This is a genomic window from Microcystis sp. BLCC-F209 (assembly GCF_041928595.1).
Lineage (GTDB): Bacteria > Cyanobacteriota > Cyanobacteriia > Cyanobacteriales > Microcystaceae > Microcystis.
Genome location: NZ_JBHFLL010000336.1, coordinates 20,689 through 44,137, shown reverse-complemented (window position 1 = coordinate 44,137; position 23,449 = coordinate 20,689). Strand labels below are relative to the sequence as shown.

The 23,449-nt window shown below is 43.4% G+C and carries 30 protein-coding genes and 1 tRNA gene; 11 read left to right on the top strand and 20 right to left on the bottom strand.

The window, feature by feature from the left end; translation table 11 throughout:
• Positions 1-115: 115 nt before the first annotated feature.
• Positions 116-1,141, bottom strand: coding sequence for a poly(3-hydroxybutyrate) depolymerase (locus ACE1AQ_RS22750; protein ID WP_374809268.1), 1,026 nt, complete (start codon positions 1,139-1,141; stop codon positions 116-118).
• Between the two features lie 169 nt (positions 1,142-1,310).
• Here ACE1AQ_RS22750 and ACE1AQ_RS22745 point away from each other — a divergent pair, with 169 nt between their 5' ends.
• Positions 1,311-2,153, top strand: coding sequence for a methyltransferase domain-containing protein (locus tag ACE1AQ_RS22745; RefSeq protein ID WP_106909128.1), 843 nt, complete (start codon positions 1,311-1,313; stop codon positions 2,151-2,153).
• A 182-nt stretch (positions 2,154-2,335) separates the two neighbouring features.
• On the opposite strand, the gene brnA is transcribed toward ACE1AQ_RS22745, so the two are convergent.
• From brnA to ACE1AQ_RS22720, 5 genes are all read right to left on the bottom strand, one after another.
• Positions 2,336-2,560: a type II toxin-antitoxin system BrnA family antitoxin gene (gene brnA, locus ACE1AQ_RS22740; protein WP_002759052.1), complete on the bottom strand. Its 225-nt coding sequence runs from the start codon at positions 2,558-2,560 to the stop codon at positions 2,336-2,338.
• The gene (locus tag ACE1AQ_RS22735) at positions 2,550-2,819 is read right to left on the bottom strand and encodes a BrnT family toxin (protein WP_002759054.1); all 270 of its coding nucleotides are present in this window, start codon (positions 2,817-2,819) and stop codon (positions 2,550-2,552) included. The genes brnA and ACE1AQ_RS22735 overlap by 11 nt, the downstream gene beginning before the upstream one ends.
• A gap of 295 nt (positions 2,820-3,114) precedes the next feature.
• Positions 3,115-3,188: transfer RNA gene (locus tag ACE1AQ_RS22730), tRNA-Met, on the bottom strand.
• Between the two features lie 91 nt (positions 3,189-3,279).
• Entirely contained in the window at positions 3,280-5,100 is a 1,821-nt protein-coding gene (locus ACE1AQ_RS22725; RefSeq protein WP_106909127.1) for a peptidoglycan DD-metalloendopeptidase family protein, read from the bottom strand.
• A gap of 517 nt (positions 5,101-5,617) precedes the next feature.
• Positions 5,618-5,785, bottom strand: a complete 168-nt coding sequence (locus ACE1AQ_RS22720; protein ID WP_157221773.1) for a hypothetical protein — start codon at positions 5,783-5,785, stop codon at positions 5,618-5,620.
• Between the two features lie 208 nt (positions 5,786-5,993).
• On the opposite strand from ACE1AQ_RS22720, the gene hflX reads away from it, so the two are divergent.
• The 4 genes from hflX (at position 5,994) to ACE1AQ_RS22700 (ending at position 8,711) form a co-directional block, all read left to right on the top strand.
• Complete coding sequence (gene hflX / locus ACE1AQ_RS22715) at positions 5,994-7,697, top strand: GTPase HflX (RefSeq protein WP_008206670.1); 1,704 nt, start codon at positions 5,994-5,996, stop codon at positions 7,695-7,697.
• A 153-nt stretch (positions 7,698-7,850) separates the two neighbouring features.
• The gene (locus ACE1AQ_RS22710; protein ID WP_008206673.1) at positions 7,851-8,078 is read left to right on the top strand and encodes a DUF2281 domain-containing protein; all 228 of its coding nucleotides are present in this window, start codon (positions 7,851-7,853) and stop codon (positions 8,076-8,078) included.
• Positions 8,075-8,374 carry a type II toxin-antitoxin system VapC family toxin gene (locus ACE1AQ_RS22705; protein WP_008206674.1) on the top strand — a complete coding sequence of 100 codons (300 nt, stop codon included), beginning with the start codon at positions 8,075-8,077 and terminating at the stop codon, positions 8,372-8,374. The genes ACE1AQ_RS22710 and ACE1AQ_RS22705 overlap by 4 nt, the downstream gene beginning before the upstream one ends.
• 169 nt (positions 8,375-8,543) lie before the next feature.
• Positions 8,544-8,711: a hypothetical protein gene (locus ACE1AQ_RS22700; protein WP_008206677.1), complete on the top strand. Its 168-nt coding sequence runs from the start codon at positions 8,544-8,546 to the stop codon at positions 8,709-8,711.
• Between the two features lie 7 nt (positions 8,712-8,718).
• Here ACE1AQ_RS22700 and ACE1AQ_RS22695 read toward each other — a convergent pair whose 3' ends face one another.
• The 9 genes from ACE1AQ_RS22695 to ACE1AQ_RS22655 all read right to left on the bottom strand — a co-directional run bounded on the left by ACE1AQ_RS22695 (position 8,719) and on the right by ACE1AQ_RS22655 (position 13,327).
• Positions 8,719-9,525 carry a creatininase family protein gene (locus ACE1AQ_RS22695; protein ID WP_008206679.1) on the bottom strand — a complete coding sequence of 269 codons (807 nt, stop codon included), beginning with the start codon at positions 9,523-9,525 and terminating at the stop codon, positions 8,719-8,721.
• Positions 9,526-9,904: 379 nt separating this feature from the next.
• On the bottom strand, positions 9,905-10,174 hold the full coding sequence (locus ACE1AQ_RS22690; RefSeq protein ID WP_008206682.1) for a type II toxin-antitoxin system RelE/ParE family toxin: 270 nt from the start codon (positions 10,172-10,174) through the stop codon (positions 9,905-9,907).
• Complete coding sequence (locus ACE1AQ_RS22685) at positions 10,171-10,389, bottom strand: hypothetical protein (RefSeq protein ID WP_039900617.1); 219 nt, start codon at positions 10,387-10,389, stop codon at positions 10,171-10,173. Before ACE1AQ_RS22685 ends, ACE1AQ_RS22690 begins: the two co-directional genes overlap by 4 nt.
• Positions 10,390-11,100: 711 nt before the next feature.
• Positions 11,101-11,475, bottom strand: coding sequence for a type II toxin-antitoxin system PemK/MazF family toxin (locus ACE1AQ_RS22680; RefSeq protein WP_172456622.1), 375 nt, complete (start codon positions 11,473-11,475; stop codon positions 11,101-11,103).
• Entirely contained in the window at positions 11,456-11,758 is a 303-nt protein-coding gene (locus tag ACE1AQ_RS22675) for a hypothetical protein (RefSeq protein WP_002775120.1), read from the bottom strand. The genes ACE1AQ_RS22680 and ACE1AQ_RS22675 overlap by 20 nt, the downstream gene beginning before the upstream one ends.
• Before the next feature lie 57 nt (positions 11,759-11,815).
• Complete coding sequence (locus ACE1AQ_RS22670) at positions 11,816-12,205, bottom strand: PIN domain nuclease (RefSeq protein ID WP_255348765.1); 390 nt, start codon at positions 12,203-12,205, stop codon at positions 11,816-11,818.
• A 13-nt stretch (positions 12,206-12,218) separates the two neighbouring features.
• On the bottom strand, positions 12,219-12,431 hold the full coding sequence (locus ACE1AQ_RS22665; RefSeq protein WP_110543810.1) for a type II toxin-antitoxin system VapB family antitoxin: 213 nt from the start codon (positions 12,429-12,431) through the stop codon (positions 12,219-12,221).
• Between the two features lie 255 nt (positions 12,432-12,686).
• The gene (locus ACE1AQ_RS22660) at positions 12,687-13,055 is read right to left on the bottom strand and encodes a clan AA aspartic protease (RefSeq protein ID WP_106909125.1); all 369 of its coding nucleotides are present in this window, start codon (positions 13,053-13,055) and stop codon (positions 12,687-12,689) included.
• Positions 13,052-13,327: a hypothetical protein gene (locus ACE1AQ_RS22655; RefSeq protein ID WP_110543812.1), complete on the bottom strand. Its 276-nt coding sequence runs from the start codon at positions 13,325-13,327 to the stop codon at positions 13,052-13,054. The genes ACE1AQ_RS22660 and ACE1AQ_RS22655 overlap by 4 nt, the downstream gene beginning before the upstream one ends.
• Before the next feature lie 364 nt (positions 13,328-13,691).
• On the opposite strand from ACE1AQ_RS22655, the gene ACE1AQ_RS22650 reads away from it, so the two are divergent.
• Positions 13,692-13,976: a BrnT family toxin gene (locus ACE1AQ_RS22650; protein ID WP_008206693.1), complete on the top strand. Its 285-nt coding sequence runs from the start codon at positions 13,692-13,694 to the stop codon at positions 13,974-13,976.
• Between the two features lie 7 nt (positions 13,977-13,983).
• The gene (locus tag ACE1AQ_RS22645; RefSeq protein WP_253851955.1) at positions 13,984-14,136 is read left to right on the top strand and encodes a hypothetical protein; all 153 of its coding nucleotides are present in this window, start codon (positions 13,984-13,986) and stop codon (positions 14,134-14,136) included.
• Positions 14,137-14,387: 251 nt separating this feature from the next.
• On the opposite strand, the gene ACE1AQ_RS22640 is transcribed toward ACE1AQ_RS22645, so the two are convergent.
• Together ACE1AQ_RS22640 and ACE1AQ_RS22635 are read right to left on the bottom strand one after the other, a co-directional pair.
• Positions 14,388-15,002, bottom strand: coding sequence for a DUF4339 domain-containing protein (locus ACE1AQ_RS22640; RefSeq protein WP_004160520.1), 615 nt, complete (start codon positions 15,000-15,002; stop codon positions 14,388-14,390).
• A gap of 784 nt (positions 15,003-15,786) precedes the next feature.
• A complete protein-coding gene (locus tag ACE1AQ_RS22635) occupies positions 15,787-17,262 on the bottom strand; it encodes a YdiU family protein (RefSeq protein ID WP_253257677.1) in 1,476 nt (491 codons plus the stop codon).
• A 30-nt stretch (positions 17,263-17,292) separates the two neighbouring features.
• Between ACE1AQ_RS22635 and ACE1AQ_RS22630 the strand changes: the two genes are divergently transcribed.
• Both ACE1AQ_RS22630 and ACE1AQ_RS22625 read left to right on the top strand, forming a co-directional pair.
• Positions 17,293-17,550, top strand: coding sequence for a chlororespiratory reduction protein 7 (locus tag ACE1AQ_RS22630; RefSeq protein ID WP_002781847.1), 258 nt, complete (start codon positions 17,293-17,295; stop codon positions 17,548-17,550).
• Between the two features lie 42 nt (positions 17,551-17,592).
• A complete protein-coding gene (locus tag ACE1AQ_RS22625) occupies positions 17,593-18,003 on the top strand; it encodes a salt stress protein, Slr1339 family (protein ID WP_008206701.1) in 411 nt (136 codons plus the stop codon).
• 6 nt (positions 18,004-18,009) lie between these two features.
• Here ACE1AQ_RS22625 and ACE1AQ_RS22620 read toward each other — a convergent pair whose 3' ends face one another.
• From ACE1AQ_RS22620 to ACE1AQ_RS22610, 3 genes are all read right to left on the bottom strand, one after another.
• Positions 18,010-19,239, bottom strand: coding sequence for a hypothetical protein (locus ACE1AQ_RS22620; RefSeq protein WP_110543816.1), 1,230 nt, complete (start codon positions 19,237-19,239; stop codon positions 18,010-18,012).
• A gap of 142 nt (positions 19,240-19,381) precedes the next feature.
• Entirely contained in the window at positions 19,382-21,091 is a 1,710-nt protein-coding gene (gene menD, locus ACE1AQ_RS22615) for a 2-succinyl-5-enolpyruvyl-6-hydroxy-3-cyclohexene-1-carboxylic-acid synthase (protein ID WP_110543819.1), read from the bottom strand.
• A 256-nt stretch (positions 21,092-21,347) separates the two neighbouring features.
• The gene (locus tag ACE1AQ_RS22610; RefSeq protein ID WP_008206713.1) at positions 21,348-22,313 is read right to left on the bottom strand and encodes a hypothetical protein; all 966 of its coding nucleotides are present in this window, start codon (positions 22,311-22,313) and stop codon (positions 21,348-21,350) included.
• A 199-nt stretch (positions 22,314-22,512) separates the two neighbouring features.
• Between ACE1AQ_RS22610 and ACE1AQ_RS22605 the strand changes: the two genes are divergently transcribed.
• On the top strand, positions 22,513-22,923 hold the full coding sequence (locus tag ACE1AQ_RS22605) for a Mov34/MPN/PAD-1 family protein (RefSeq protein ID WP_008206716.1): 411 nt from the start codon (positions 22,513-22,515) through the stop codon (positions 22,921-22,923).
• A gap of 6 nt (positions 22,924-22,929) precedes the next feature.
• Entirely contained in the window at positions 22,930-23,442 is a 513-nt protein-coding gene (locus ACE1AQ_RS22600; protein WP_110543824.1) for a cobalamin biosynthesis protein, read from the top strand.
• Positions 23,443-23,449: the final 7 nt, after the last annotated feature.

Below are 23,449 nucleotides of genomic sequence, written 5' to 3'. Positions count from 1 at the left end.
CTCTAAGACTTTCTGGTATAGTTCACTTATCATTTTCGTTATCTAGGTTATATTTACTATATATGACTTATCTTTTTTTTGAGTCTGTATCTGTATTCCATGCTACATAAGCTTTTCAGCCTGCTTGTCCCCCTGTCAGATAAAAGACAGGATTATTTGGCTCTGCACTAGAATATCCCCAAAAATCCCAGCATCCCCGGGGATTGTAAGGGATTGATGCTGACGGTTCAACCTGGGGATATAGGACAATTATGCTGTTGCTATCAGCTATTTCATTGTAACCGGTTTTAGAGTAGTAATTATTATCAATTTGCTTGGCCCCCTGTTTGCAACCATGAATAGCTACATGAACTTTGCAGCTTTCTTTTTTACAGGCTTCAGGTACATAAACATAAGCCTCCTGACTCATACTCGTGTTTTTACCCTCAATAAACTCGCTCTGGTCAAACCGAATAATCTGGCCACTTAATCTATTAGATTCAACTGGTGGATTCAACTTGCCATAAATATGCTCTAAAATCCGATGGGATTGCATGAAATCGCAGTCGTTTATGAAGGGTGACTTAGTATCTGAACATGACACCTTGGCCTCCTCGACAATTATGCCATGACCGGCATTGATATTCTTTTCATATTTAATATTCTCTGAGGGCAAGCCGGCAGCTTGATAAAAATCTTTTACCTTGTCAACGACGACAGTTTTAACTACGCGATCACTTGAACCACTGAATAGATAGACCCGATCATCTTTTAAGTTGTTGAGATCGGCAATTTTGTTGTCACTGGCCAGTTCTTGCGCTTTTTTAAATAATCCTTTCCCATCCGGTCCTACTGACTCAGTCAGAGGAGTCATGCAAGTGGATGTCGCTTGCCGGAGAAATTGATATGGGTTCGTCTCGTAAGAACCGACACAATAAAAAGGGCCGCCGGCAATGATACCTGCTCCCACCAGCCTATCTGAGTAGGCCACATGGAATTGGGCCGTCATGAAGGCCCCTGATGAAAGGCCAGAAACAGATGTTTGGCTTAAATCTGCCTGATAACCAGATAGCTTGGCTGCTTCCTCGGCCAAGACCGCCCCATGGAAGATAAAAATACTAAAAATCAAAACAGCCAGTAGTTTTAATCCTGCCTTAATCATAAGACCTCTTGCAAAAATCGCAACCTATGATATTAAGATAAAGTAAAACAGATCGAAATTTAAAAACCCGCTCCCCTCTTCCCACTTTGCTGTACTTTTTAAACAGGATTTGGTATAACATATCCAGCTAATCTCTGGCAAGAGTGCCTCTCTTAACTAGGAAATGACCATGGAACTTTATCAACGAATAGCCGATTTTTATGACTCCTCTAGTGGACTGTGGGAAAGGATTTGGGGCGAACATATGCACCATGGTTACTACGGTCGCGGCGGCAAGATTAAACTCGATCGCCGTCAGGCACAAATTGATTTAATAGAAGAATTATTAACTTGGGGTGGCGTCACTGGCGCTAATCAGATTCTTGATCTAGGTTGTGGTATTGGTGGCAGTACTCTTTATCTGGCCGAAAAATTTCACAGTCAAGCGGTGGGGATTACCCTTTCCCCGGTACAAGCCGCTAGAGCCAGCCAAAGAGCGCAAGAGTTCAATTTAGAAGAACAAGTCAGTTTTTGTGTGGCTGATGCCCTAAAAACCCCCTTTCCTGACGATAATTTTGATCTGGTCTGGTCTTTGGAAAGTGGCGAACATATGCCCGATAAAAGGCAATTTCTGCGGGAATGTTATCGGGTTTTGCAGCCCGGGGGGACTTTTTTGATGGCGACTTGGTGTCATCGTCCCACCACTTCCCTGGCTAGTAATTTAACGGAAGGGGAGATTAAACTATTAAACGAGATTTATCGGGTTTATTGTCTGCCCTATGTGATTTCTTTGCCAGAATACGCTGATATTGCCCGTGACATTGGCTTTCGAGACCTAAAAACCGATGATTGGTCCCTATCGGTGGCCGCTTTTTGGGATGTGGTGATTGATTCGGCCCTCAGCACAGATGCGATCGCTGGTTTGTTAGCAAGCGGTTACACTACTATCCAAGGGGCTTTATCTTTAGGGTTAATGCGGCGCGGTTACGATTCGGGTTTAATTCGTTTTGGTTTACTGCAAGGGAAAAAATAATCAGCTTGGCGATGATTACAGTGCAGCGATTGATAATTAGGCGTTGTCAGATCAGAATAGGAAAGATGCAATGCAATCCTTGCTACCCTTCGACCCCTTCAACTCCTTCGACTTGGCTCAGGGCAAGTTGGCTCAGGGCAAGTCAAAGTAATTTGAGTTCCGGTGCTGATTCGGATCATCTTTCAATTTGACAACGCCAATTTTTCCCCAATCCAGTCTTTGACAATAGCTTGTAACGGTAAATCACGACGCTGACTTTCTTGCTCAAGAGCCTCTACCATCCATGAGGGAAACTCAAACGCAATTGTTTGTTCCTCGGAATTAGAACGTTTAATTTTAGTTAAATCCAAGTATTCGATGATATTTTCTCCATCATCAAATTTGCGGTCAAAATCTTCAGCTTTCATAAATTTCTACCTCTTCAGGTCTAGAGCGTCGGACTGAAATAATACGGATTTTGGTTTGACGATAGGTAACTACGGCTGACCAATGCTTACCTGCTATTATACCAATAACAACAAATCGTGGTTCATTTTCTGTTCGGGCTGGAATTTCGACTTTTTGGGAATCTAACCATAATACTTGAGCTTCAACAAAATCTAGACCATGTTTATTTTTGTTAGCTTGGCTTTTATTAGGATCAAATTCAAATTCCGGTTTTTTCATTCTCTTGGCTTCGTTTCCGTGACTGCATCTCAATTTGGTCGAAATATCTATAGGACATTTTGGGCGCACGCAGTTCGATAAACTCACTGACCACTAGGTACTCCTACCAGAATATTATGGTAGTGACTGTATCGGCAAAATTTATAGTACAATTGGGCTAATAAATTTTGGAATTCCCTTGCTGCTGTTATCAGTAAAAAGTTATCAGGTAGAACCCGAAGGGAGCGTCCCCAAGTAAAAGGGAAAGAGATATCACCTGACCATAATCTTGCTGGTTTTCTTGGATCTTGTCCGATGGCTCAGGGCAGATTTGAACTGCCGACCTTGGGCTTATGAGTCCCCTGCTCTGACCAACTGAGCTACTAAGCCGTTGTTTACACAGTTATCAATCATAACACACAATCACCCAATTGCACAAGAGCAAAAAAGGGAAGAAAAAATCTTCCCTTTCTGGGCATCTTTAACGTCTGCCTGGCAGGAAAGCGATGGGATTGACTGCTCCCCGGCCGGAGGGGTGAACCTCGAAATGTAGGTGAGGGCCAGTGCTAAAACCGGTGCTGCCCATCTGGGCGATCGGCTCGCCTTGCTGAACAGTTTGGCCGCGACGGACTAACAGACGGCTGTTATGGGCATAGAGAGTGGTGCTACCATCGGGGTGACGTAGTTTGACCAGATTGCCATAACCGCCCGAATTCCAACCGGAGGCGATTACTTCACCGGCAGCCGCCGCCACGATCGGCGTACCCACTGGACCGGCGATATCGATGCCGCGATGAGGTCTGCCCCAGCGCCAACCGAAGCCGGAGGTTAACACCCCCCTAGTGGGCCAGATAAAGCCGGTAAAAATTGGCGTGGGATTGGGTAAATGCTCATCGGGATTAGCGAGGGGAGGAAGGGAAGGTTCTACGGTTTCGCCGACGGGGATTCGTAGGCGGTCATTGTATTCTTCCACATTGGTAGGAGCCGAACCGATAATCTGTGGGGGGGTGCTTTGGTTAGAACGGGAACGAAGGGCGGTCCATTGGGGATTAGCGGTTATTTGCCGATCATCGCTGGTTTCTGCGGGATTATCGACGGGAATAGCGATACTTTTCTGGGTTTCCGAAAGGTTAGTTTCCCGCAGATTAGCCACCTCTTGGCGCAATCTTTCCCGATAGCTGCTGGTGATATTTTCGGGGAATTCCGCCGTCCCCGTGGTGGCGGCGGGCAAATTTGGCCGATTGCTGGGGTTAAAGGACAATCTAGGGCGATCGCCGACCAAGGGGGTAAGATTTTGATTAACTCTAGCGTTGGCAGAGCGGTCGGGAACCACTAGGGTTTGATTAACTTTAATCCGGTTGGGGTTGTCAATGCCGTTTTCCCTAGCTAATTCGGCGGGGGTGATGCCGAGAGCGCGAGCGATCGTGTTTAGGGTATCCCCTGGCCGAACCCGATAAACTTGGTTTTCTGGGGGAACTATGACCCGAGGATTGGGAATGGCGGGAATTTCAGTCAAAGGAGCCGGATTTCGTCGGGCGAGGCTGGGAATTTCCGGTCTGCTGGTTAAGGGAGGATTAAGGGGAATTGTGGCTATCGGGCGATCGCTTTCAGGGGTGGGAACGGGAATCGGGATCACCTGGCTGGTTGGTCGGGGCGATTCTTCGGGAGCAATCACGGGAATCTCGACACCGGTTGGTGAATTATCGGGAACGAGAGCGGTAGTTTCGGTGACGATGACCGTTTCCCCGGAATTGGACTGATGGGGGGTTTCCTCGGTCCGTAAGGCGGCCAAACTTTCTTGGAGACGTTGACGGGTTTGACGCAGACTAGCAGAGGAACTATCCAACTGCTCAGGAGTTGCTGCCGGGGCTGCCGGGGGCAACTGCTCAGGAGTGGGAATTTTTAAGGTTTGTCCGATAATCAAATCGGATTGGGGGGAGAGATTATTGCTACTAGCGATCGCTGTAGGGGTAGTTTCGTAGGTGTCGGCTAAACTCCACAGGGATTCTCCTGGTTTTACCTGATGCTCAACCACTGATGTGGCGATGAATTTGACGGTAGCAAGTGCTTGGGATGGGATTATTTGCGGTTCTTTCAGTTCTTTACCCGCATCCTTGGCTTTTGGGGACAGGTCGATCACTTCCCATTCCAAGGGTACAGAATTGGCGGCCTGGGCTGATTCTGAGGTGGAGTTGATAATACTAGGTACTCCCAGAGAGAGTGCTAATCCCAGCAGGGCAACTGAGTAACGGACTCGGTTAGACTCAGCAGTGCAATTCTGTTCTGGGATAGCGGATGTCATGGGGTTGGGGATAAAAGTCTCTTTCAAACAGACCTCCTGTGGTGTAAAGAGTTAGCTAGAGCCAGTGGATTGAGCCGATGATTCTAGCTTTCAGCATTAGCCTTGAGGCTAGAGTAGAAGTTAGGCAACTTTCTTTTTAGTCAAAATACCTAAAGGTGACTTTTAGGAGAGACTAACTCAGATTTTGAAATTATGCAAGTCTCCCTCTGACTATTAGCATCGGGATCACGGCGAGTTAGTGACATTTTGAATGTCCAGATTGACGATGCTCTATCTCAGTTGTTCCAAGCTGATCGGCATTTTTCGTCTTGCCAATTTTGTCCAGTTTTTCGATAGAAATTTTTTATCTGTTTTACTCTTTACAAAGAAATTATTAATGATTCGTTCGGCGACGGGAAACAAGGAGCAACGAGGGCCATTCAAGGTCAATACCGGATAATTAGGGTTTGCCGAAAAAATTTTTTCTGGGGGCAGGGTGTCGGCCGCCCATAGCCAATGAGGTTAAACTTTATCTTGATCAGGAAAAGGCTGTCAGCATTTCCTTGGCTAATTCCAGGGCGGCGATCGCCTGTTGTCTTCTCACACTAGGGAAATGGTCTAGAAATACCCCTAATACTAAATCCTGTTTAAAAAGTATAGAAGAGTGGGGTGATGGGGAAGTGGGGTATGGACGGATTTGGTACAATGAGTCATCCGTCTCAAGATAGTCAAGTGGGGTGGAAGCTGATCAGATGTAGTCCAGTCCTTCGTATTCTCTCAAAAAGTCAAGGTATATATTTGATGGGCTATGGATACAAGTACCAGAGAAGTTATTGGGTTTTTATCTAGGAAATAGAAACGCTGTCCAGGAGCAGCGAGTCTCATAATCGCTACAATAATAGATAAAATGCTAATTGCGAGGAAAGCCTATCGATACCATCTTCGGCAATACCCAGGGACTGAAAGCCAGTCAGATGAAACAGCTACAAAGGCTGTACCATGAACGCTTGCCCATCGATACTCTCACCACCCCAGAATTCGCCCAAAGACTGGCGGCTATTAGTAGCGATATCCATCAGCCCCTCTGCACCTATATCAACCGTCGCGGCCAGGTAATTCGTGTGGGAGTGGGAACCCCCCGACAAACCCAATTTTCTCTCTTGGAACTACCCCGCTACGGTTCCGAACGTCTTTGCGGAATTCGTTGCATCGCCACGGAACTCAAGCAGGAACCGCCAAAAGAATCCAGTTTAACCGCCATGGCGTTGCAAAGATTAGACGCACTGGTGGTCTTAACCCTAACCGGCACAGGCATGATCCGTCGCGGTGGTGGGGCAACCGGTTATGTGGAGCAGGTCTATCTGGCGCATCTCATACCACAAAGTCAAACAAATGTCAATAGTAATATATACTGGTCTGTCTCCCCGCCCTTAAATCTAGAGGATTTAAGCAAACAGGACTTTTTAGAGTTAGTGGAAGGACTAGAGGCGGAGTTTCAGCGAGAATTTACCGCTCTAACCGTTGATACAGCCGAAGATCGGGTGCTATTGGTTGGTTTAATGACCGACGATATCAGCGATCGCCAGTTTGAGGACGGTTTAAGCGAATTAGAACGTTTAGTTGATACCGCCGGGGGCAAAGTTTTGCAAGTCACCCGACAAAAACGGGATCATCCCCATCCTCAAACAGTGATCGGTTCGGGAAAAGTGGCAGAAATCGCCCTACAGGTGCAAACTTCGGGGGCTAATTTGGTTGTATTCAATCGCGACCTGTCTCCCGCCCAAATTCGCAATCTAGAGAATCAAATCGGGGTGAGAGTGGTCGATCGCACCGAGGTGATCCTGGACATTTTCGCCCAACGGGCCCAATCGCAAGCGGGTAAACTACAGGTAGAATTAGCCCAATTAGAATACACTTTACCCCGTCTCACTGGGCGCGGATTAGCCATGTCGAGATTAGGGGGAGGAATTGGCACTCGTGGACCGGGGGAGACAAAATTAGAAACAGAACGCCGAACTATTCAACGTCGTTTATCCCGTCTCCAGGATGAGGTGGATCAACTGCAAGCTCATCGTTCCCGTTTACGCAAACAACGGCAAAAACAAGAGGTGGCCAGTGTGGCGATCGTCGGTTATACCAATGCGGGAAAATCCACTTTAATTAATGCGCTCACCGCTGCCGAAGTTTATACCGCCGATCAACTGTTTGCTACCCTCGATCCCACCACCCGACGTTTAACTATTACCGATCCCCTCACCCAAGCATCTCACCCCCTTTTACTAACCGATACGGTGGGTTTTATCCATGAATTACCCCCCTCGCTGGTGGATGCTTTTCGGGCAACTTTAGAGGAAGTAACGGAAGCAGACGCATTACTCCATCTGGTAGATCTGTCCCATCCAGCTTGGGAAAGTCAGATCGCCTCGGTATTAAAAATCCTCTCGGAGATGCCGATTCAAACCGGTCCGATGTTAATGGTGTTTAATAAGTTGGATCAGGTAAAAAGCGATGATTTAGAAATAGCGAAGGAAAAATATCCCCAAGCTGTTTTTATCTCGGCTATTCGTCGGCTAGGATTGGAAACTTTAAAACAAAAGTTAATCGATTTAACCGCTTAATTAGGGTTTGCAGCAAAAACTTTTTCAGCAGACTCTACTGAGGAACTTTCTTAAACAAGTTGGGGAAGTGGTTCTACAAAAATTAACTTTATTTATGTTTAAAATGCTATCATGAAGCTTGCATCGTAGATTTCAGTAGGTATTGAGAAAACCATGACTATTTCTGGCAATAAAATTACAGAAAGCATTATTAACAAGCTACAGGAAATTCCTCTAGATAAACAAAAACAAATCTTAGAATATTTAGAAGCTCTCACGGAGAAAAAGGAGCCGTCATCTTCCCCCAAAAAACGAGTCTTTGGGTTGCATCAGAGAAAAATTTGGATCAGTGATGATTTCAATCAACCCTTACCCGATAACTTCTGGAATTTTGACTCATGAATATTCTCTTAGATAGTCATACTTTAATCTGGTCTTCCCAGAATTCTCCTCAGCTTTCCTCATCAGCAATTAAGATACTAGAAGATAGAAATAATCTTCTTTTCTTGAGTTTGGTCAGCGTCTGGGAAATACAGATCAAGGTACAGTTAGGCAAATTAAATTTAGATATTTCTCTCTCGGAAATAGTTAAGGATCAAACTAAAATTAATGATGTGCAGATTTTACCCATGAAATTATCTCATATTTGGAGATTAGACACCTTACCTTATTATCACAAAGAGCCCTTTGATGGTTGATTAATTTCTCAAGCAATTACAGAAAACCTAATTATCCTAGAGATTAATTCTGTTTTCGATTCTTATCCCGTACAAAAAATATGGTAAAAATGTCGTTTCTTTTCTTTTTGTTACTGGTTCAAAATTTCTAAACACTCAAGTATAAAACTATTGATTGAGATTAATAATTATGCTAAAAATCACCCCTATCTGGTTAAAATTTTCTCTACTAATGCTAATAGAAGATAGTGATCAAATCCCCGAATTAAAGGAAAAAGGAGATGGAGTTTTATCCTTGGTAATAAAATTACCAACAGCCGGTTTAAAGGCAGTACAGCTTATTAACAATTCTGATTAATCTTCTATTAGTAGAACTTCGGTTGACGGAATTGATAAACATCAGTGATCGCCTGTACCCAACCATTAGCAACAGATTCTAATAATCGATCGCCTTTTTCTTTACTTGCATTAGTAGCATCTCCCATCACTCCACTTTTAGTTAATTCCTTAGTTAACCAAGCAAAGGGTAATTTTCCTTCCATAGTTAATAAACTATTTTCTGGCAAACCTTGGGGATATTCTCGGACAGCCCGCTCAATTTTGACCTGTTCTGGCAATAATGATAACATCATGCTAGTTTCCACATCTCCTGCATGAATACCGTATTCTAATTCATATTCCGAGAATAATTCAGCCGCATTGTGGGGAACTCGCCAAGTGAAAAAAGGAAATACTAAAAAATCGGGATATTGTTGATGAATATCCCTAGCGGCAATTTCCATAACTTGCGGTTGTCCGCCGTGGGAGTTCATTAATACTAACTTGCGAAAACCCGAACGATAGAGACTTTCCGCTATCTCTTGAATGAGAGTTAATAAGGTGGCTGCCGAGAGGGTAATCGTGCCGGGGAAAGACCAATGTTCGTTAGATTTTCCGTAGTAGAGACAGGGTAAAGCGAAAGCGGGAACATTTGTATTTAATTTCTCGAAAGCTTTGCCTAAAACCCCTAAACTAATGGCAGCATCGACGGCAATAGGGAGATGGGGTCCGTGTTGTTCGATCGCACCGATAGGTTGAATAATTACCACATTTTCCTTATCTGGCATTGAATCTATATCAGTCCAAGTAAGATAGGGAAAATAACGATGAGGGGGAATAAAACCGTGCATCATAATTTTATTAGGGATTAGGGTTAGGGGAAAAATTACTGTTTATTTGCTAATTTTATCACTAATTCTTGGCAAGGTTGCCAATCGTCTTTATCGGTCATGACTGGTCAAACCGAATCCCTATAGCAACAAAACCGGTTTCATGAATTATAATCTGCAATATCGTCGGGGAAAAACACCAGGGGTGACTTGTTTTTTTACCCTTGTTACTGATCATCTTTAAGCCTTTTCTTTTTAAGATCAGCGACCGGACTTAGACTTACAGCTTCAATCAATGTGCATGGTGCGTTCCCAAAAATCGATCGGTGGAGCAGCAAGACCCCCATGAGGGAACACACTCCACGGCGATGGCGTACTGCTACGCAGTGCCTTCGGCATCGCACTACAATTGGTCAAGCAGCATATCGTACTCTGCATGGGAACCAACCCAGAACCAAATCACCGTATCATCCTCTAATTGACCGACAGCACGATAATCCCTATTGATGCGTGCAGAATAGATGGGCAGCTGTGGATGGACTTTCTTGAATCGCAAGCTGGGATAGCTTGGGTCTTCTTTGAATTGCCGATACGCTTTACGAGTCTGATCTTGAATCGGTTTTGGAAGATCAGCAAACATCTCCCGAAAACCAGCAGTGGTCCAAGACTTCACAACGTTTCTGGGTCTAATTCTTGAGTCTTGCCCGATCGATGTTCTGCCATTGCTTCGGCTGCTAGTTTAGCCAGCAAGTTTGGTGAGCGGGTAAAGGAGTCATGCCATCGCTTTTCTTCTTCGAGTTCTGCCAAAATTATGGTTGCGATTGCGTCCTGTTGATCGGTTGACAAGGTTTTTAATTGGGCGATCGCCTGCTCAAGTCGTTCAGTCATAGACAACATCTAACGTATAGGGCTTAATATATTCTAGCTTTCACATTCCTACAGCGATGGCGTACTGTTACCCAGTGCCTTCAGCATCGCACCTAAACTCATAGCTTCAATCCCTGGGCATGGTGCGTTCCCCAAAATCGATCGGTGGAGCAGTAGGAGCCAGATTAGGGAACGCACCCTAGGGCGATAGCGTACTGCTACGCAGTGCCTTCGGCATCGCACTACCTTTTTATGTAAAGTCCCAAATCACCAAGGCTATCCCCGTCAGAGTAGCACTGCATTTTATTCATCTCAGTTAGCACACAAGTCTCTTTTAATAGACTAAAAACCCTAATTGAACCATTGGAAAGGACTTGATAATCCCATTTATAGGATGCCCCAACCAAACCAGTTTTCAGATCTTGGTAATCATGAAGTCTACCATCTTTTTGAAAGACCCTATATTTAGAAATGTATTCATTGCTAAGTCCCACATTCTACCATCTTCCTATATAATTTTGCTTGGCTGCAACAGGAGTGCTGTGAATATTCCACCCAAATGTAGAAACTATGGCGGTGGTGGTCATCAGTAATTTATGCAGTTTTTTCATGGTAATGTCCTGAATAAATAGTTAAAGGCTAAACTGGACAATTTTGGGTAGCGATCGCTCATATTATACTACGTTTACATGATTACGAGCTATCTAACACACGGTCGGGTGCAATGATTTGTTAGACCTCAAATTCGATTACAGTAGCAATGGCGGCTACAATTTCCAGCATTGTAATTTCAGAAACGCTTCCTAATTTACGAATAAACCTTTGTAAATCCACCCCCCTTAGTTGAAGAGTATCAATTGCAGAAGCTTTATTCAATCCATTGATACTGTTAGGTTCAATTTTAACGTGCCAGAAATTTGCTGAAAAATATGTTTTCCAGTCTGTAATAGGAGCAATAAGCTTGATAGGAAGCTTTCCTACTGAATCGGAACTGATGACGACGGCAGGACGCACTTTTTTGATTTCTGCACCAACAGTAGGATCGAAGTTGACTAACCAAATTTCTCCACGTTTTGGCAGCTCAGGGTTAATACTCAATGATGTCACCTGCCATTAACTCCTGCCATTCAGAATCTTGTTGATAGTGAGAGAGCATTATATCGGCTTGACTTTTGAGAATATTCCTCCGTTCAGTCATTGGTAACTTCAGAAAAGCAAGACGCTGTTTTAAGGATGGAGAGATATATTCGCTGGTAGAAGAATCAGAACTAACTTCTTCAACCAAAATAACTACCTCAACAGTTTGTCCTACAGTCAGATCTGGAGATTCAATTTCAATTCTATTTCCGGGTAGGACTTTTGCTGTCGTGTACAAAGTTGATTTAACCATTTTAAGCCTTCTCTTTAAGTATTGTTGTTAATATAGCTTATTAAGATCGGCATACTGCTACGCAGTGCCTTCGGCATCGCACTGAAAACGGAGATTTTGAAGAGATCGCACTTGAGCAATGGTTTCAAAATCACGGTCGTTGTGAATTAGAAGCAGATCATTTTCTAGTGCCGCTTGAGCAATACAGCAATCAATTGGGCTGCGAACAGTCAATCCTTGACGACGCAGATCATAGTAAATACGTGCAGCTGCTGGCCAGGAAGAAGGTGTGAGTTCAACATAATCCTGCACTTCGAGATAAGTAGAGAGGATTGTCCACTCTTGCTCGTTTAAGCTCCCTTGAAGCAGTTCCAGCTGAGTAAAGCGGGTGAGTAAAACCTCACGATTTGCAATTAACGTTTCCAGTTGCTGGCGAACTTGATCACCACGACTGCGGAAGACGCTGATTCACACAGATGTGTCAATCAGCAACATGACCGGTTTCCCGTAGGGCTTTATAATCAAAATCTGGGGCAAATTGAATTTGTCCGGCAAGGTCGAGAAGGTTTTTCTTACGGCGGGATTTTACGAATTCTTGTAGAGCAAGATTCATTAGTTCCTCTTGGGTGGTGAGGTTAGTCAGTTGAAAGGCTTCCTTGAGAAGCGATTCATCAAGGTTGAGGGTAATTTGCATAGGATGGATATTAGATTGAAGTATGGGTGATTATTCTCTTTACATTTTAATCCGATAGATGACTAACCCACCTCTGGGCATATCTTTGTTAGTTGGCCCTCAAAAGCCTTAAGCTACATACGGCAATGGCGTAGTGCCTTCGGCATCGTACTTAAACTCACATTTTCAATCAATGTGCATGGTGCGTTCCCAAAAATCGATCGGTGGAGCAGTAAGACTGACATTAGAGAACGCACCCTACCAGATCGGCGATCGCTACTTCAACGCTTCGATCGTAACTAAACCACCCTCAATTGCCTGAATTCGCAAATCGTATCCTCTTAAGAGCTGCATCCCAATCAACGGAACCGTCTCTGATTCGTTGATGTAAATCTCACGGTATTGCCCGTCCCAGATCACAAGCCCGATGTAAACTTCAAACGTGCAGAAAGTCCCATCGCCTAATGTCGCCAGATCTCGACCCTCCCAAATAAACCCTAACCTAGCAATTATGTCAGACGGCAAGGTGAGAAAACCCGAAAACCCTGTATCAATTACAGCATCTACTATCTGCGTTGTTTCATTGTTTCTGACTGCGATCGTCAACGTCGCCTCACACCCTTGATTTACACGACCTTGCATCATGGCTTTGTTCTCAGGCTCCTTGCGCCAAAGTGATCGACGGCTGAATGCCCAATGCGAACAAACCATGTCTGAGTATCAGGCACTCGTGCAGAAAGTTGCTTCGCTGCGCTTACCAAATCATCCGCTACTTCAAAAGCCCCTGTTTCAATGTCGATCGCCACAATTCTCCCCTGATTTCCCTCCTCGACTTGGGGACGTACCTGAGATTGATAAATCTCATTACCACGTCGAGCAAATTCTTGTTTACTGTAGCGGGGTTGTCTAACTGTCATTGAAGCGACCCTGTGGCGACTTTTGCCCCTCTATTTTAACCAAACATTGGGAATCTTCCCTAACATTCCTCAACTGGTTCCACCAGAGCGGCATCGTACTTAAACTCACAACTTCAATCAATGTGCATGGTGCGTTCCCAAAAATCGATCGGTGGAGCGGTAGAAGTTAGATTAGGGAATGCACCCTACAAGAACGGCGATCACACTTGATTTAAGGTTGGTTCTGTCTCAAGTGTCAAAGTAGTCATGCCATGTATCGAGTAATGTTGTTTGATGTTCTATCACCAGCCTATCAATTTGATTCAACTCATGTTCTTTAAAGCCTATGTTAAAATCATAGTGGTTGGGCTTATCAACTCCGCCTATGGATGAAAGCTTTGAATGGGATGAAGATAAAAATCGTTTAAACCAACAGAAACACGATGTTTCCTTTGAATTAGCCCAATACGCATTTTTTGACCCCAAAAGAGTTATCGTACAAGATCTGGCTCACAGTCAAGAAGAAAATCGATTTTACTGTATGGGGCAAGTCGATGAAGGAATTATCACGGTACGCTTTACTTACCGGGAAGGAAAAGTTAGAATTTTTGGAGCTGGTTATTGGCGAAAAGGACGTAAACTATATGAACAGCAAAATAACTTATACTGATGAACCAATGGAACTGGGACAAGTCGTTAAAGATTTTTTACCGCCTCCAGACCAGTTAGTTCCTAAAGGTAAAACCAAAACTACTCAAGTAACATTAGAATCAACAGAAGAAAGTGTAACCTTCTTTAAATCTCAAGCAGATCGAAAGCAAATTACTTAGGAAAAAATAATCGAATTACTGGTGGAACAATATGCTCATGAATGTATATCTGATGGTTAAACGCTTCATAAGAGTATTGTCTAACCGACATTATAGCTAACTTGAAAAAGGTACGTTACACGCGCGTTTTCGCACCCTACAAGATCGGCATCGCACTTAAACTCACAGCTTCAATAAATGTGCATGGTGCGTTCCCCAAAATCGATCGGTGGAGCAGTAGGATCCAGATTAGGGGACGCACCCTACGGCAACTAAAAATGGTTAAAAAGTTGTTTTTCAGCTTGTAAGGGATCTTTTATATTTAATTGATGTCTTGCCTTTTCTATAAGTTCTTGGGTTTTGTATGCACCGAAAATCATATTTGCCAATAATGCTAAACTGAACCACCACCAGGTTGGAAATATAGTATTCATTATAGACAAGATTAGTACACTAATTGCTTGATTGCGAGGTTCATCACCTTCTAATTTAGTTTTTGTAACACTAATTATACCTCCAATGAAGGGAATCAAAAGCCAAAATAGCCAGTGCGCCCATATTCTAGCTTTCGCAGCATAGAGCAGCTTTATTCTAGCATCCTCTTGAGAGGCCGGTGCTGGGGAATAAGGACTTGTTGTTTCAACTCTTTCTTTTTGAACATTTCTATAAGTAGTCGGAAACGGGGGAGGTAATTCGCGTGGAATGGGTGGAGGTGCATCCTCTGGTAGAATATCGTTTAATTCAGTTTGGCTCAGGGGTTGCCATTCTTTCATACCTTTTTTCCAAACTAAAGTATTTTCATTAATATCACCTTGATTGGCTAAAGATTCCATCTCTTCAAGACTGAAACTGCCTCTTTTTTGATTGTCTTCTATAAAGTACCACATAACTTTTGAACCTATCTACTAATAGTCTGTTTGGATGATAAAAAAAACAAAATTATTCACTGCATTTTAAAAATGATATTGGGCTTTGTTCTCCTAATAACAGTAAACTTATCGCCATTAATTGCGAAACCTTAATGGATATAGCCTCGTTAAGTTACTCCTGAATTTCTGTCTAACTACATATTATAGGTCAACTCTCTGTATAACACTCTTCAGAGTAACGATATGGGTCAACTTTCTGCATATCACTCCATTTAGGCGCAATCGCAAGAAGTTCTTCGTCTATCACGCCCAAAAGCGTGTTAACCAGATGAGCTTACTGCAAACAATCTCCTTTTAAGGAGACTTATCACAGAAGCCTTCTAGGGTTCTAGCAAAGATTCTTAGATATGGCTGCACTTTGTCACAAAATTTCACTATTATTTTGACACTCTTAATGGTTAGAAGGGAAACATTGATCGCCAAGTCTGGTCAATTTTTTTCCAACGCATTTCAGGACATGACCTGCATAAGTAGCTAGACATAATAGACCTCTTGTAAAAATCAAAAATTGTTGTTAGGGTGAGGAGTCAGTAGCCAGTGGTCAGTAGTCAGGAGAATTAAGAATGAATAATAATTAACTAAATGGTCTATTTACAGATTTTATGTCATTTAATCCTTATTATTGTCGTTTTTAAACCCTCAAAAATTAATTATACAAGAGGTTTAATTAATTACACATATTTAACTACCTCTTGCCTATTTTAACCAAGAAATTAACTTTGCACCACTACTTATTACTTAATTACTGTTTATTTTGTAATTTTATCACTAATTCTTGGAAAGGTTGCCAATCATCTTTATAGGTAATGGCTTCCCAAACCGATTCGATTAGCGGTCTAAGTAAAGCAGTTTTAGGATTATAATGCGTTAAGGTGTCCCCAATTTGAACCAAAGAATCTGAGGGTAATTGATTTAAGACCAAACTATATAACTCTCGCCAACGTTGCCAATCAGCTTTCGGTAAATCCATATTTTCAATAATTAGAGAACTATTTTCTCGCCAACCGTAATTAAATTGTTCACTTAATTGATAGAAAAAGTCGTGATAACCGAGGCCAGTTTCTTGGAGAATTTCCACGGTTTTGCTGACCAATAAAGCAGATTCGGGAGTAAAAATATCCTCAAAACCTAACTTTTTGAGCATCATTTTTTGATAATAAAAATTGTAATGGTGGTCATATTTAGCCAAAGCCATATCTAACTCTAACAAGGACACGACCATCGACAGGGGAGATTGCAGTAACTCTAGATTTAAGCGACAGATAAAAGGCTGATTGCCATAACTATAACGGCCGCCGTAGTCGAAATAGGCCGCCGTAAATTGGGGGTTATAGGAAGGAATAAAAGCGTAGGGACCATAATCGAAACTTTCCCCAGTAATTGACATATTATCGGTATTGAGAACCCCATGACAAAAACCTGCGGCCATCCATTGGGCTGCTAATTTAGCGGTTCTTTCGATTAAAGCGGCGTAAAATTTTAAATAGCGATCGCTATCTTGGGGATTGACTTCGGGATAATAATAAATAATCACATGATCGAGGAGTCTTTTAATTAAATCGCTACGTTTAATATGAAATAAACGCTCAAAAGTCCCAAAACGAATATGAGAATTACTAACTCGAATCATCACCGAAGATCGCGTCGGGGAAGGTTCATCGCCGCGCCAGAGGGATTCCCCTGTTTCCACCAAACTCAAACAGCGAGAGGTATTCACCCCTAAACCGCGTAAAGCTTCCGCGGCTAAGACTTCTCTAACTCCACCCTTGAGAGTTAACCTACCGTCAGCATGACGGGAATAGGGGGTCCGTCCCGATCCTTTCGTACCAAAATCGTATAATTTGCCATCAATACCCCTAACTTGACCGTAGAGAAAACCGCGACCATCCCCCAAAAAAGGATTATACTCGCCAAATTGATAACCATGGTAACGCAGGGCCAAAAAGGGGGTCAGGGATTGAAATTTACCAAAAGCCTCGATAAAATGCTCATCTAAGGTTAATTCTGGCTGAATTCCCACCAAAGGTAATAAAGCATCATTGCGAAAACGAAGGATATGACTGGGAAAATCCGCAGCCGCAACTTGATCATAGTATTGGTCCCCCAAGTCCTGCATGGCGCTTTCGTAAGGGAGACTGAGAAAGGGATTGGTGAGATGGTCTGTCATAGTGGTGGTGTCGATCGAGCTTTGAGGCGTTAAAGTGATAAAGATAGCCAAAAATTTTTCTACTGAGACTATCAAACAGCGATGCCCGATTCTATTATGTATCAAGGGGACTATTTTCTTGTCCTTGAGGCCGATCAACCTGAACAATTCCAGACTCCCGACCAGTTGCGGGATAAGTTAAAAGATTTAATCACCGCAAAACCGGAGATTTGTCCCCGACAATTGGCGAAATTCTCTAGTTTTGAGGAAAAAGCTCTCTATCTGCGCGATAATTACTGTGAGTTAGACCTGGGTGAGGAGGGTTATTTACAATGGTATCTAGTGCGTTTGGAAAAATAAGTAAACCCGCTTTTTAACTTTTTACTTTCTAACTTGATCATTATGGGAGAAATAGAAGATTTACTGGCACAAATGAAGGCAGAATACCAGAAACGGGATCAGGAAAAACCGATGCCGTCCCCTTCTTCTCGCCAAGAAAAAGATCGTTACCCAGACGAATTTAAGGTTAATTATGCTGGCGATTCTGCTACCGATGCGCTTTTAAAAGCTTTAGCCTTAGAAAACCAAGAAAGGCAACAACAGGAGGCAGCGGAAAAAGAAAAAGCAGCGGCATTAAAAAAGCAGCGTAAGCGAGAAGCTTTAACTAGAAAGGCGAAGCAATGGTTAGATAAGTTAGATGCCAAATCGGAGGAAGGACGCTGGTTTGAGGAGTTTTCCTATAGCTACGATTCTCCTTTAGAAGCGGCGATCACCTATCTAGAAGCTTTGGGAGAAGTGGATATTTCTAAATGATCAGGTCTAATTTAAAGTTGTGGGTAAATTGGCCGCATCAAAAACTTGATTATGCCACCAAATATTATCACCAGCTATAATATTTGTGCCGTAACGGGGAACGATACCATAAACAGTGCCGGGGTCATAATCCAAAGCTTCACTGATGAGATTGTAGAGACGTTGTAGATCAAAACCCCGGGGGTCACAATGGGGATATTTTCCTTGATTAATCAGAAAACTATCCACGGCAAAATGGCTGACAATTTGCGGTAATTGTCCCGTTTGTAAGGCTGCGAGGAGATAATATTTCGCCGTTTGTTGGTATTGAAAATCGCTGTAACCGGGGAGGGGTTGCAAGCGTCCTTTGGTCAAACAGTGGGATCCCGGTGCTTGTACCAGTTCAATGTTAACGCTGGAGATAACCCGACGATTTCTTTCGGCAAAAATTGGTCGCAAGCGATCGCAATTAGGGTGAGATAGCTGCTGACAAATCGCTTCTGTTGCCCATAATGCGGTGCTTTTTGCTCCATCAAAGTAATTTGTGGGATATTCTTTGACTAAACGCCTAAAGACGGCTTCTGAAGGCGTATTTAACCATATTCTCGCTCTTTTTTCTAACTCAGGGGCCGATCGCGTACTCAAAGGAACACCCGCTAAAGCAAGTGCAAAACCCTTGACGCGGATAGTTTCTGGGGTAAGTTGCCACAGTTGACGCACTAATTGATCTCTGGTGTCTGCGGGCAGCATTTCGGCCGCTTGTTCGTAAAAAGTGGCCGTGGGACGGTGACGTTCAAAAAAAGGCCGGGCGATCGAGTCTAAAATATCTCTATCCCTGGAATTCGGTTTGCGGGGGATGTAAACATTCGGACCCAATTTCATCGGACCGCGAGCATATTTTTTCTGTTCTTCGATGTTACCCGCAGTCATACTCCAAGCTGTATCGTGGAGAATAAACAAAGGGGTGCGATCGAGGGTTAATTCGGTTTCTGGCGGGGTAATTTGCAAAAATTCGGCGATTTTCTGCTTTTCTAACTCATCTAGACTCTTACCGGCTAAATTCTCCCCCACAGTGGAGGGATTAAAAATATTTATGGTGGCAGTGGAGAGACTAGAGGTATTCAGTTTTAAAATCAGTAGGGACAAGACCAAACTAATCACCAAAGAAGTCACTCCCGATCGCCATTGTTCCGGGGGAAAGATAGAATATCTGGGGAGAGAAAATTGTCTTGATTTTTGCCGTCTTTGTCGATTCATCGAACCTTTTTAACTCGCTTTCCACCCATTGTATTGACTTTCTCGAAAAAGGGAATTAATTCTTGCAATAGGCAGCTTTGTTCTCCCCACACCCCACTTCATAATTCATAATTCATAATTCATAATTCCCACACCCCACACCCTACACATAATTACTGAGGAACCATTGAGTATTAAAAGCTCGATCGCAGGATATTTCTAGTAATCTTAGGCCTGATTCCGGTAAAACTGCGATTTTTTCCTGAAAATCAGTCCAATCGCTGATTAAATGGTAATCGATACCGTAGGTGTGACAGAGTTGGCAAAAGTCGATATTTTGGGGAGTGGCAAAAAATTCTTCAAAGGGAGGGTCAAATTTGGCGATCGGCAACATCTGGAAAATGCCTCCCCCCTTGTTATTGATTAAAATTATGGTCAAGGAGCCAACAAAATATTTTTTGATTAAAAAACCATTTGTGTCGTGTAATAGGGCTAAATCTCCCGTTAATAGCAGACTAGGGACATTTTTATAAGCTATTCCCATCGCAGTGGAGAGGTTGCCGTCGATGCCATTGGCCCCGCGATTAAAATAGGGACGAATTTGGCGATCGCTAGGCGGGTTAAAAAATTCCGCATAGCGAACAGGCATACTATTAGAGATAAAGATCGGGGTGCGGGGGGGGAGGTATTGGGAGAGCAGCCAGGGGATTTTCCCTTCAATCAGTTTAGTTTCTGCTGCCAAAAGGCGATCGATGGTTAATCTGGCTTGCTGGTCGAATTTCTGCCATAATTGCCGATATTCTTGGTTATTCTCGGTTTGCTCTGGGAATAAATCCCCTAATTGCTCGATATTTACCCTGAGATGTCTGGTTTTTCCCTGTAGAGGATCGTAATTATCGGGATGGGGATCGATAATCCAGCGCGGACAGTCGATTTCTTCTAACCAGGTCCGTAATTCTTTGCTGGTGGGTAATTCGCCAATTTGTAGGACAACATCGGGGGTTAATTGGGTTCTAAGGGCAGGATTCCGCAATAATAAATCATAGGTGGTGATCAGATGGGGATTTAACCCTGCATAGTTTCGCAGAGGAGATAAAGCTTCTGCTAAGACGGGATATTGTTGCGATCGGGCTAAATTAGCGATCGCCTGACAGTAACTTTCGGGGTTTTGCGGGGAAGCTAATCCCGCGATGATAATTCCTTTGGGGGGTAAAGAAGGAATTTCGAGAATTGAGCGGTTAATGGGCATATTTTGCCGAGATATGTGGCTAAAAAAAGCCTCTTGGTCAAAATTAGCCTCTAAATTGTTAATTTCTAGATCGGGAGTTGGTGCGAGGGGCTCCCGAAATGGTAAGTTGAGATGCACCACTCCGGGGACAGGATCAAGACAGCGCCACCACGCGTGGATGATAGTTTGACGGAGATAGCGTAAACGCTCGATATTGGCACTAGGACAGCTAATTTCCGCTTGCCAGTTGGGATAATTACCGTAGAGTTTGACTTGATCGATAGTCTGACCGGCGTGAGCATGACGCAATTCTGGGGGGCGATCGGCGGTTAGAATTAATAAGGGGACATGACTTTCTTTTGCTTCAATGACTGCGGGATAAAAATTAGCCGTGGCGGTCCCGGAAGTGCAGACTAAAACCACCGGTTGATACAATTGTTTGGCTAATCCCAGGGCAAAAAAAGCGGCCGAGCGCTCGTCTAAGATGGGAATAGCTTCAATCTGGGGATGTCTTGCCAAGGCTATCGTTAAAGGAGTCGATCGCGATCCGGGAGAAACCACCCCTATCTTCAATCCCAAACGGGCCAATGTTTCGACTAAAATAGAACCCCAAAGTGTATTAAGATTGCGAAAATCGATCGACATTTATCAGTTCAGTCCAAAGGTTAGGGGACAATAAGATAAATTTAACATTGGCTGGAACCGGCCAAGAATAAGTTATTCCTGAGTCAGCGATGCGGGTTAAGTTTACTCTCAATTCCCAGGCCAATTTATCCCTTTTCGGGTTCCCTTCTCGCCAAGTTTTAAGGGGAAAATTTAGATACTGCTGCTCAACCTTCTCTTTAACGGTTTAGGAATCAAACCAAATAGCTGCACCTTAGCCATCATCCCCAATAAATAGCTAGTCTTTCCCAAAATCCACATAGGTTAATCCTGTTTTAGCGTCGGTTAGGGACTTACGATATTTATCATAAATTGCCTCCCCAGGAATATCTTCCGAGAATTGCTTCGGTAGTTTAAAAGAGGTGCGGGGATAGCGTTGGCGGATGTCAAGAATGGCGCGATAGGGAAGATACCATTTACGCATTACTTTCAACAATTCGGCAAATTGAGCGTAGGATTTGCTATGTCTGTAGGTCAGGGCAATGTATTGCAGCATTCGAGCATAGGTTTCCGGTTTGCTCTTATTATTAGGCACACCGATAATATTTTTCAGCTTCTCAAAAACTTCGTACTTACTAATTACCAAAACAACTAAACTAGGATAATCTAGTGTTTGTTTTTCGCGAGAAGTCTCCACGATATCAGAAACAGTTCTGAGGACAGAATAGTCCGCTAGTTGGTAGGCTTTAAATAGGGATAAAAGTTTTAATCCTAATTCGTACTCTGCCAGACGTTCCAATTCAGTTTGATAGGCTTTTAGGGCAACTTTTCCCTCCTCCGTTTTCACATCGGGCAGAGTTTCCAGCAACTTTTCTGCTACTCTAGCTTGAAAAGCCGCCTTATCTTCGTAGTCAGAGGCAAGCAGAGATTCCACATATTGATAAAAATCCTGTTGTTTAGAACTACGATAACGAAATTCTGTTTGATCAAGGCTTAAATAACTATTTTTTGCTTCGATCGCTCCTTGCAGTAGTTTAATACTTTCATCTAGTCCTGCGTATTCTCCAATTCCTCTAGCTAGACAGTATTTAATCTTCACAAACATGAGAAATTCTTGACCGCTAAACTTATCACTATCGATCGATTCTGCTGTCTTGGCAAATCCCCCCAGCGCTGACATTTCCCGGTTGTGGACAATCTGTACCAATTCAGGCACCTCTGGCTTGAAAAGTTTTCTTAAAATCAATTCTATGAATTTTCTCATCTTCAGGCACCTCCGGCTTTTTTTGAAACAATTTTGTTAGAATTAATTCTACGGCGTTGATCCTCAGCATAAAGTATAACCGAATTTGCCATCGACTGCTGAGGAACGACTCGCCAAAAAGAAGACTTTGTACCTCGGAGTCTGGGCAAATAACTGATTTTGAGGGATTGAGATAGATAGGTTTTGAAAATTTTCCCTTATGATCCTGATTACAGAACAAATTTACCAGCGCATTGTCACCCACGCCGAATCCACCTATCCCGAAGAATGTTGTGGGTTACTCGTGGGAAAAATTACCGAAACCGCAGCCCAAGTGATCACCGTGCAAACCACAGAAAATAACTGGTCAGGTAATAGGAAAAACCGCTTTAGTATTGCGCCAGAAGTGCTTTTACAAGCTCAAAAATCGGCGCGGGAAAACCAGCTAGAAATTATCGGTATCTATCATTCCCATCCCGATCATGCCGCCATTCCCTCGGAAATCGATCGCCAATTAGCCTGGTCAGGATATACTTATTTAATTGTCTCCGTAGTTTCAGGACGAGCGATCAATTTACAAGCTTGGCAACTGGACGAAGGCGAACAATTTCAACCGGTAAAAATATTATAGTCTTGTATGACTAGCGCTTCCCCTGCTTTCCACTCACCCGCAATCGATTTAATCGGGATAGGTCCCCTGTGGACAGGTTTTAGCCAACCTGGTTTTTCCCCCGATCCTTCCGGGACAAAAGTGCAGTACCATGGACGATTATTATGGCTAGGAATAGGTTGCATCCGTGGGACGGAGAAAGCGGTCATAGATAGGGCAATTAGGGATGTTTTTAAGCGTTATCACCTCTCTTTAGCCGCTATTGCTGGTATCGCCACCCTTGACATCAAAGCTGATGAACAGGGTTTAATTGCCTACTGTCAGGAGAAAGGATTGCCACTAAAAACCTTTACTGCTGAGGAGTTGAGAGATATTAATGTCCCCAATCCCTCGGCTATTGTCCACAAGAAAGAAGGAACCCCTAGCGTCGCTGAAGCTGCCGCTTTAAAAATGGGCCATACTTTGCTAGTAAGCAAGCAAATAGAAGCCAAATCGGTGACGGTGGCAGTTTCTTTGGCAGCCAGGGAATATAGAGGATAACAAATCG

Bases quoted from the DNA above. Each gene is read 5' to 3' on its own strand.
- ACE1AQ_RS22750 (WP_374809268.1), bottom strand. From the start codon at position 1,141: ATGATTAAGGCAGGATTAAAACTACTGGCTGTTTTGATTTTTAGTATT.
- ACE1AQ_RS22745 (WP_106909128.1), top strand. From the start codon at position 1,311: ATGGAACTTTATCAACGAATAGCCGATTTTTATGACTCCTCTAGTGGA.
- brnA (WP_002759052.1), bottom strand. From the start codon at position 2,560: ATGAAAGCTGAAGATTTTGACCGCAAATTTGATGATGGAGAAAATATC.
- ACE1AQ_RS22735 (WP_002759054.1), bottom strand. From the start codon at position 2,819: ATGAAAAAACCGGAATTTGAATTTGATCCTAATAAAAGCCAAGCTAAC.
- ACE1AQ_RS22725 (WP_106909127.1), bottom strand. From the start codon at position 5,100: ATGACATCCGCTATCCCAGAACAGAATTGCACTGCTGAGTCTAACCGA.
- ACE1AQ_RS22710 (WP_008206673.1), top strand. From the start codon at position 7,851: ATGACTATTTCTGGCAATAAAATTACAGAAAGCATTATTAACAAGCTA.
- ACE1AQ_RS22705 (WP_008206674.1), top strand. From the start codon at position 8,075: ATGAATATTCTCTTAGATAGTCATACTTTAATCTGGTCTTCCCAGAAT.
- ACE1AQ_RS22700 (WP_008206677.1), top strand. From the start codon at position 8,544: ATGCTAAAAATCACCCCTATCTGGTTAAAATTTTCTCTACTAATGCTA.
- ACE1AQ_RS22695 (WP_008206679.1), bottom strand. From the start codon at position 9,525: ATGATGCACGGTTTTATTCCCCCTCATCGTTATTTTCCCTATCTTACT.
- ACE1AQ_RS22685 (WP_039900617.1), bottom strand. From the start codon at position 10,389: ATGACTGAACGACTTGAGCAGGCGATCGCCCAATTAAAAACCTTGTCA.
- ACE1AQ_RS22675 (WP_002775120.1), bottom strand. From the start codon at position 11,758: ATGGTTAAATCAACTTTGTACACGACAGCAAAAGTCCTACCCGGAAAT.
- ACE1AQ_RS22665 (WP_110543810.1), bottom strand. From the start codon at position 12,431: ATGCAAATTACCCTCAACCTTGATGAATCGCTTCTCAAGGAAGCCTTT.
- ACE1AQ_RS22660 (WP_106909125.1), bottom strand. From the start codon at position 13,055: ATGATGCAAGGTCGTGTAAATCAAGGGTGTGAGGCGACGTTGACGATC.
- ACE1AQ_RS22655 (WP_110543812.1), bottom strand. From the start codon at position 13,327: ATGACAGTTAGACAACCCCGCTACAGTAAACAAGAATTTGCTCGACGT.
- ACE1AQ_RS22650 (WP_008206693.1), top strand. From the start codon at position 13,692: ATGGATGAAAGCTTTGAATGGGATGAAGATAAAAATCGTTTAAACCAA.
- ACE1AQ_RS22645 (WP_253851955.1), top strand. From the start codon at position 13,984: ATGGAACTGGGACAAGTCGTTAAAGATTTTTTACCGCCTCCAGACCAG.
- ACE1AQ_RS22640 (WP_004160520.1), bottom strand. From the start codon at position 15,002: ATGTGGTACTTTATAGAAGACAATCAAAAAAGAGGCAGTTTCAGTCTT.
- ACE1AQ_RS22630 (WP_002781847.1), top strand. From the start codon at position 17,293: ATGCCCGATTCTATTATGTATCAAGGGGACTATTTTCTTGTCCTTGAG.
- ACE1AQ_RS22625 (WP_008206701.1), top strand. From the start codon at position 17,593: ATGGGAGAAATAGAAGATTTACTGGCACAAATGAAGGCAGAATACCAG.
- ACE1AQ_RS22620 (WP_110543816.1), bottom strand. From the start codon at position 19,239: ATGAATCGACAAAGACGGCAAAAATCAAGACAATTTTCTCTCCCCAGA.
- menD (WP_110543819.1), bottom strand. From the start codon at position 21,091: ATGTCGATCGATTTTCGCAATCTTAATACACTTTGGGGTTCTATTTTA.
- ACE1AQ_RS22610 (WP_008206713.1), bottom strand. From the start codon at position 22,313: ATGAGAAAATTCATAGAATTGATTTTAAGAAAACTTTTCAAGCCAGAG.
- ACE1AQ_RS22605 (WP_008206716.1), top strand. From the start codon at position 22,513: ATGATCCTGATTACAGAACAAATTTACCAGCGCATTGTCACCCACGCC.
- ACE1AQ_RS22600 (WP_110543824.1), top strand. From the start codon at position 22,930: ATGACTAGCGCTTCCCCTGCTTTCCACTCACCCGCAATCGATTTAATC.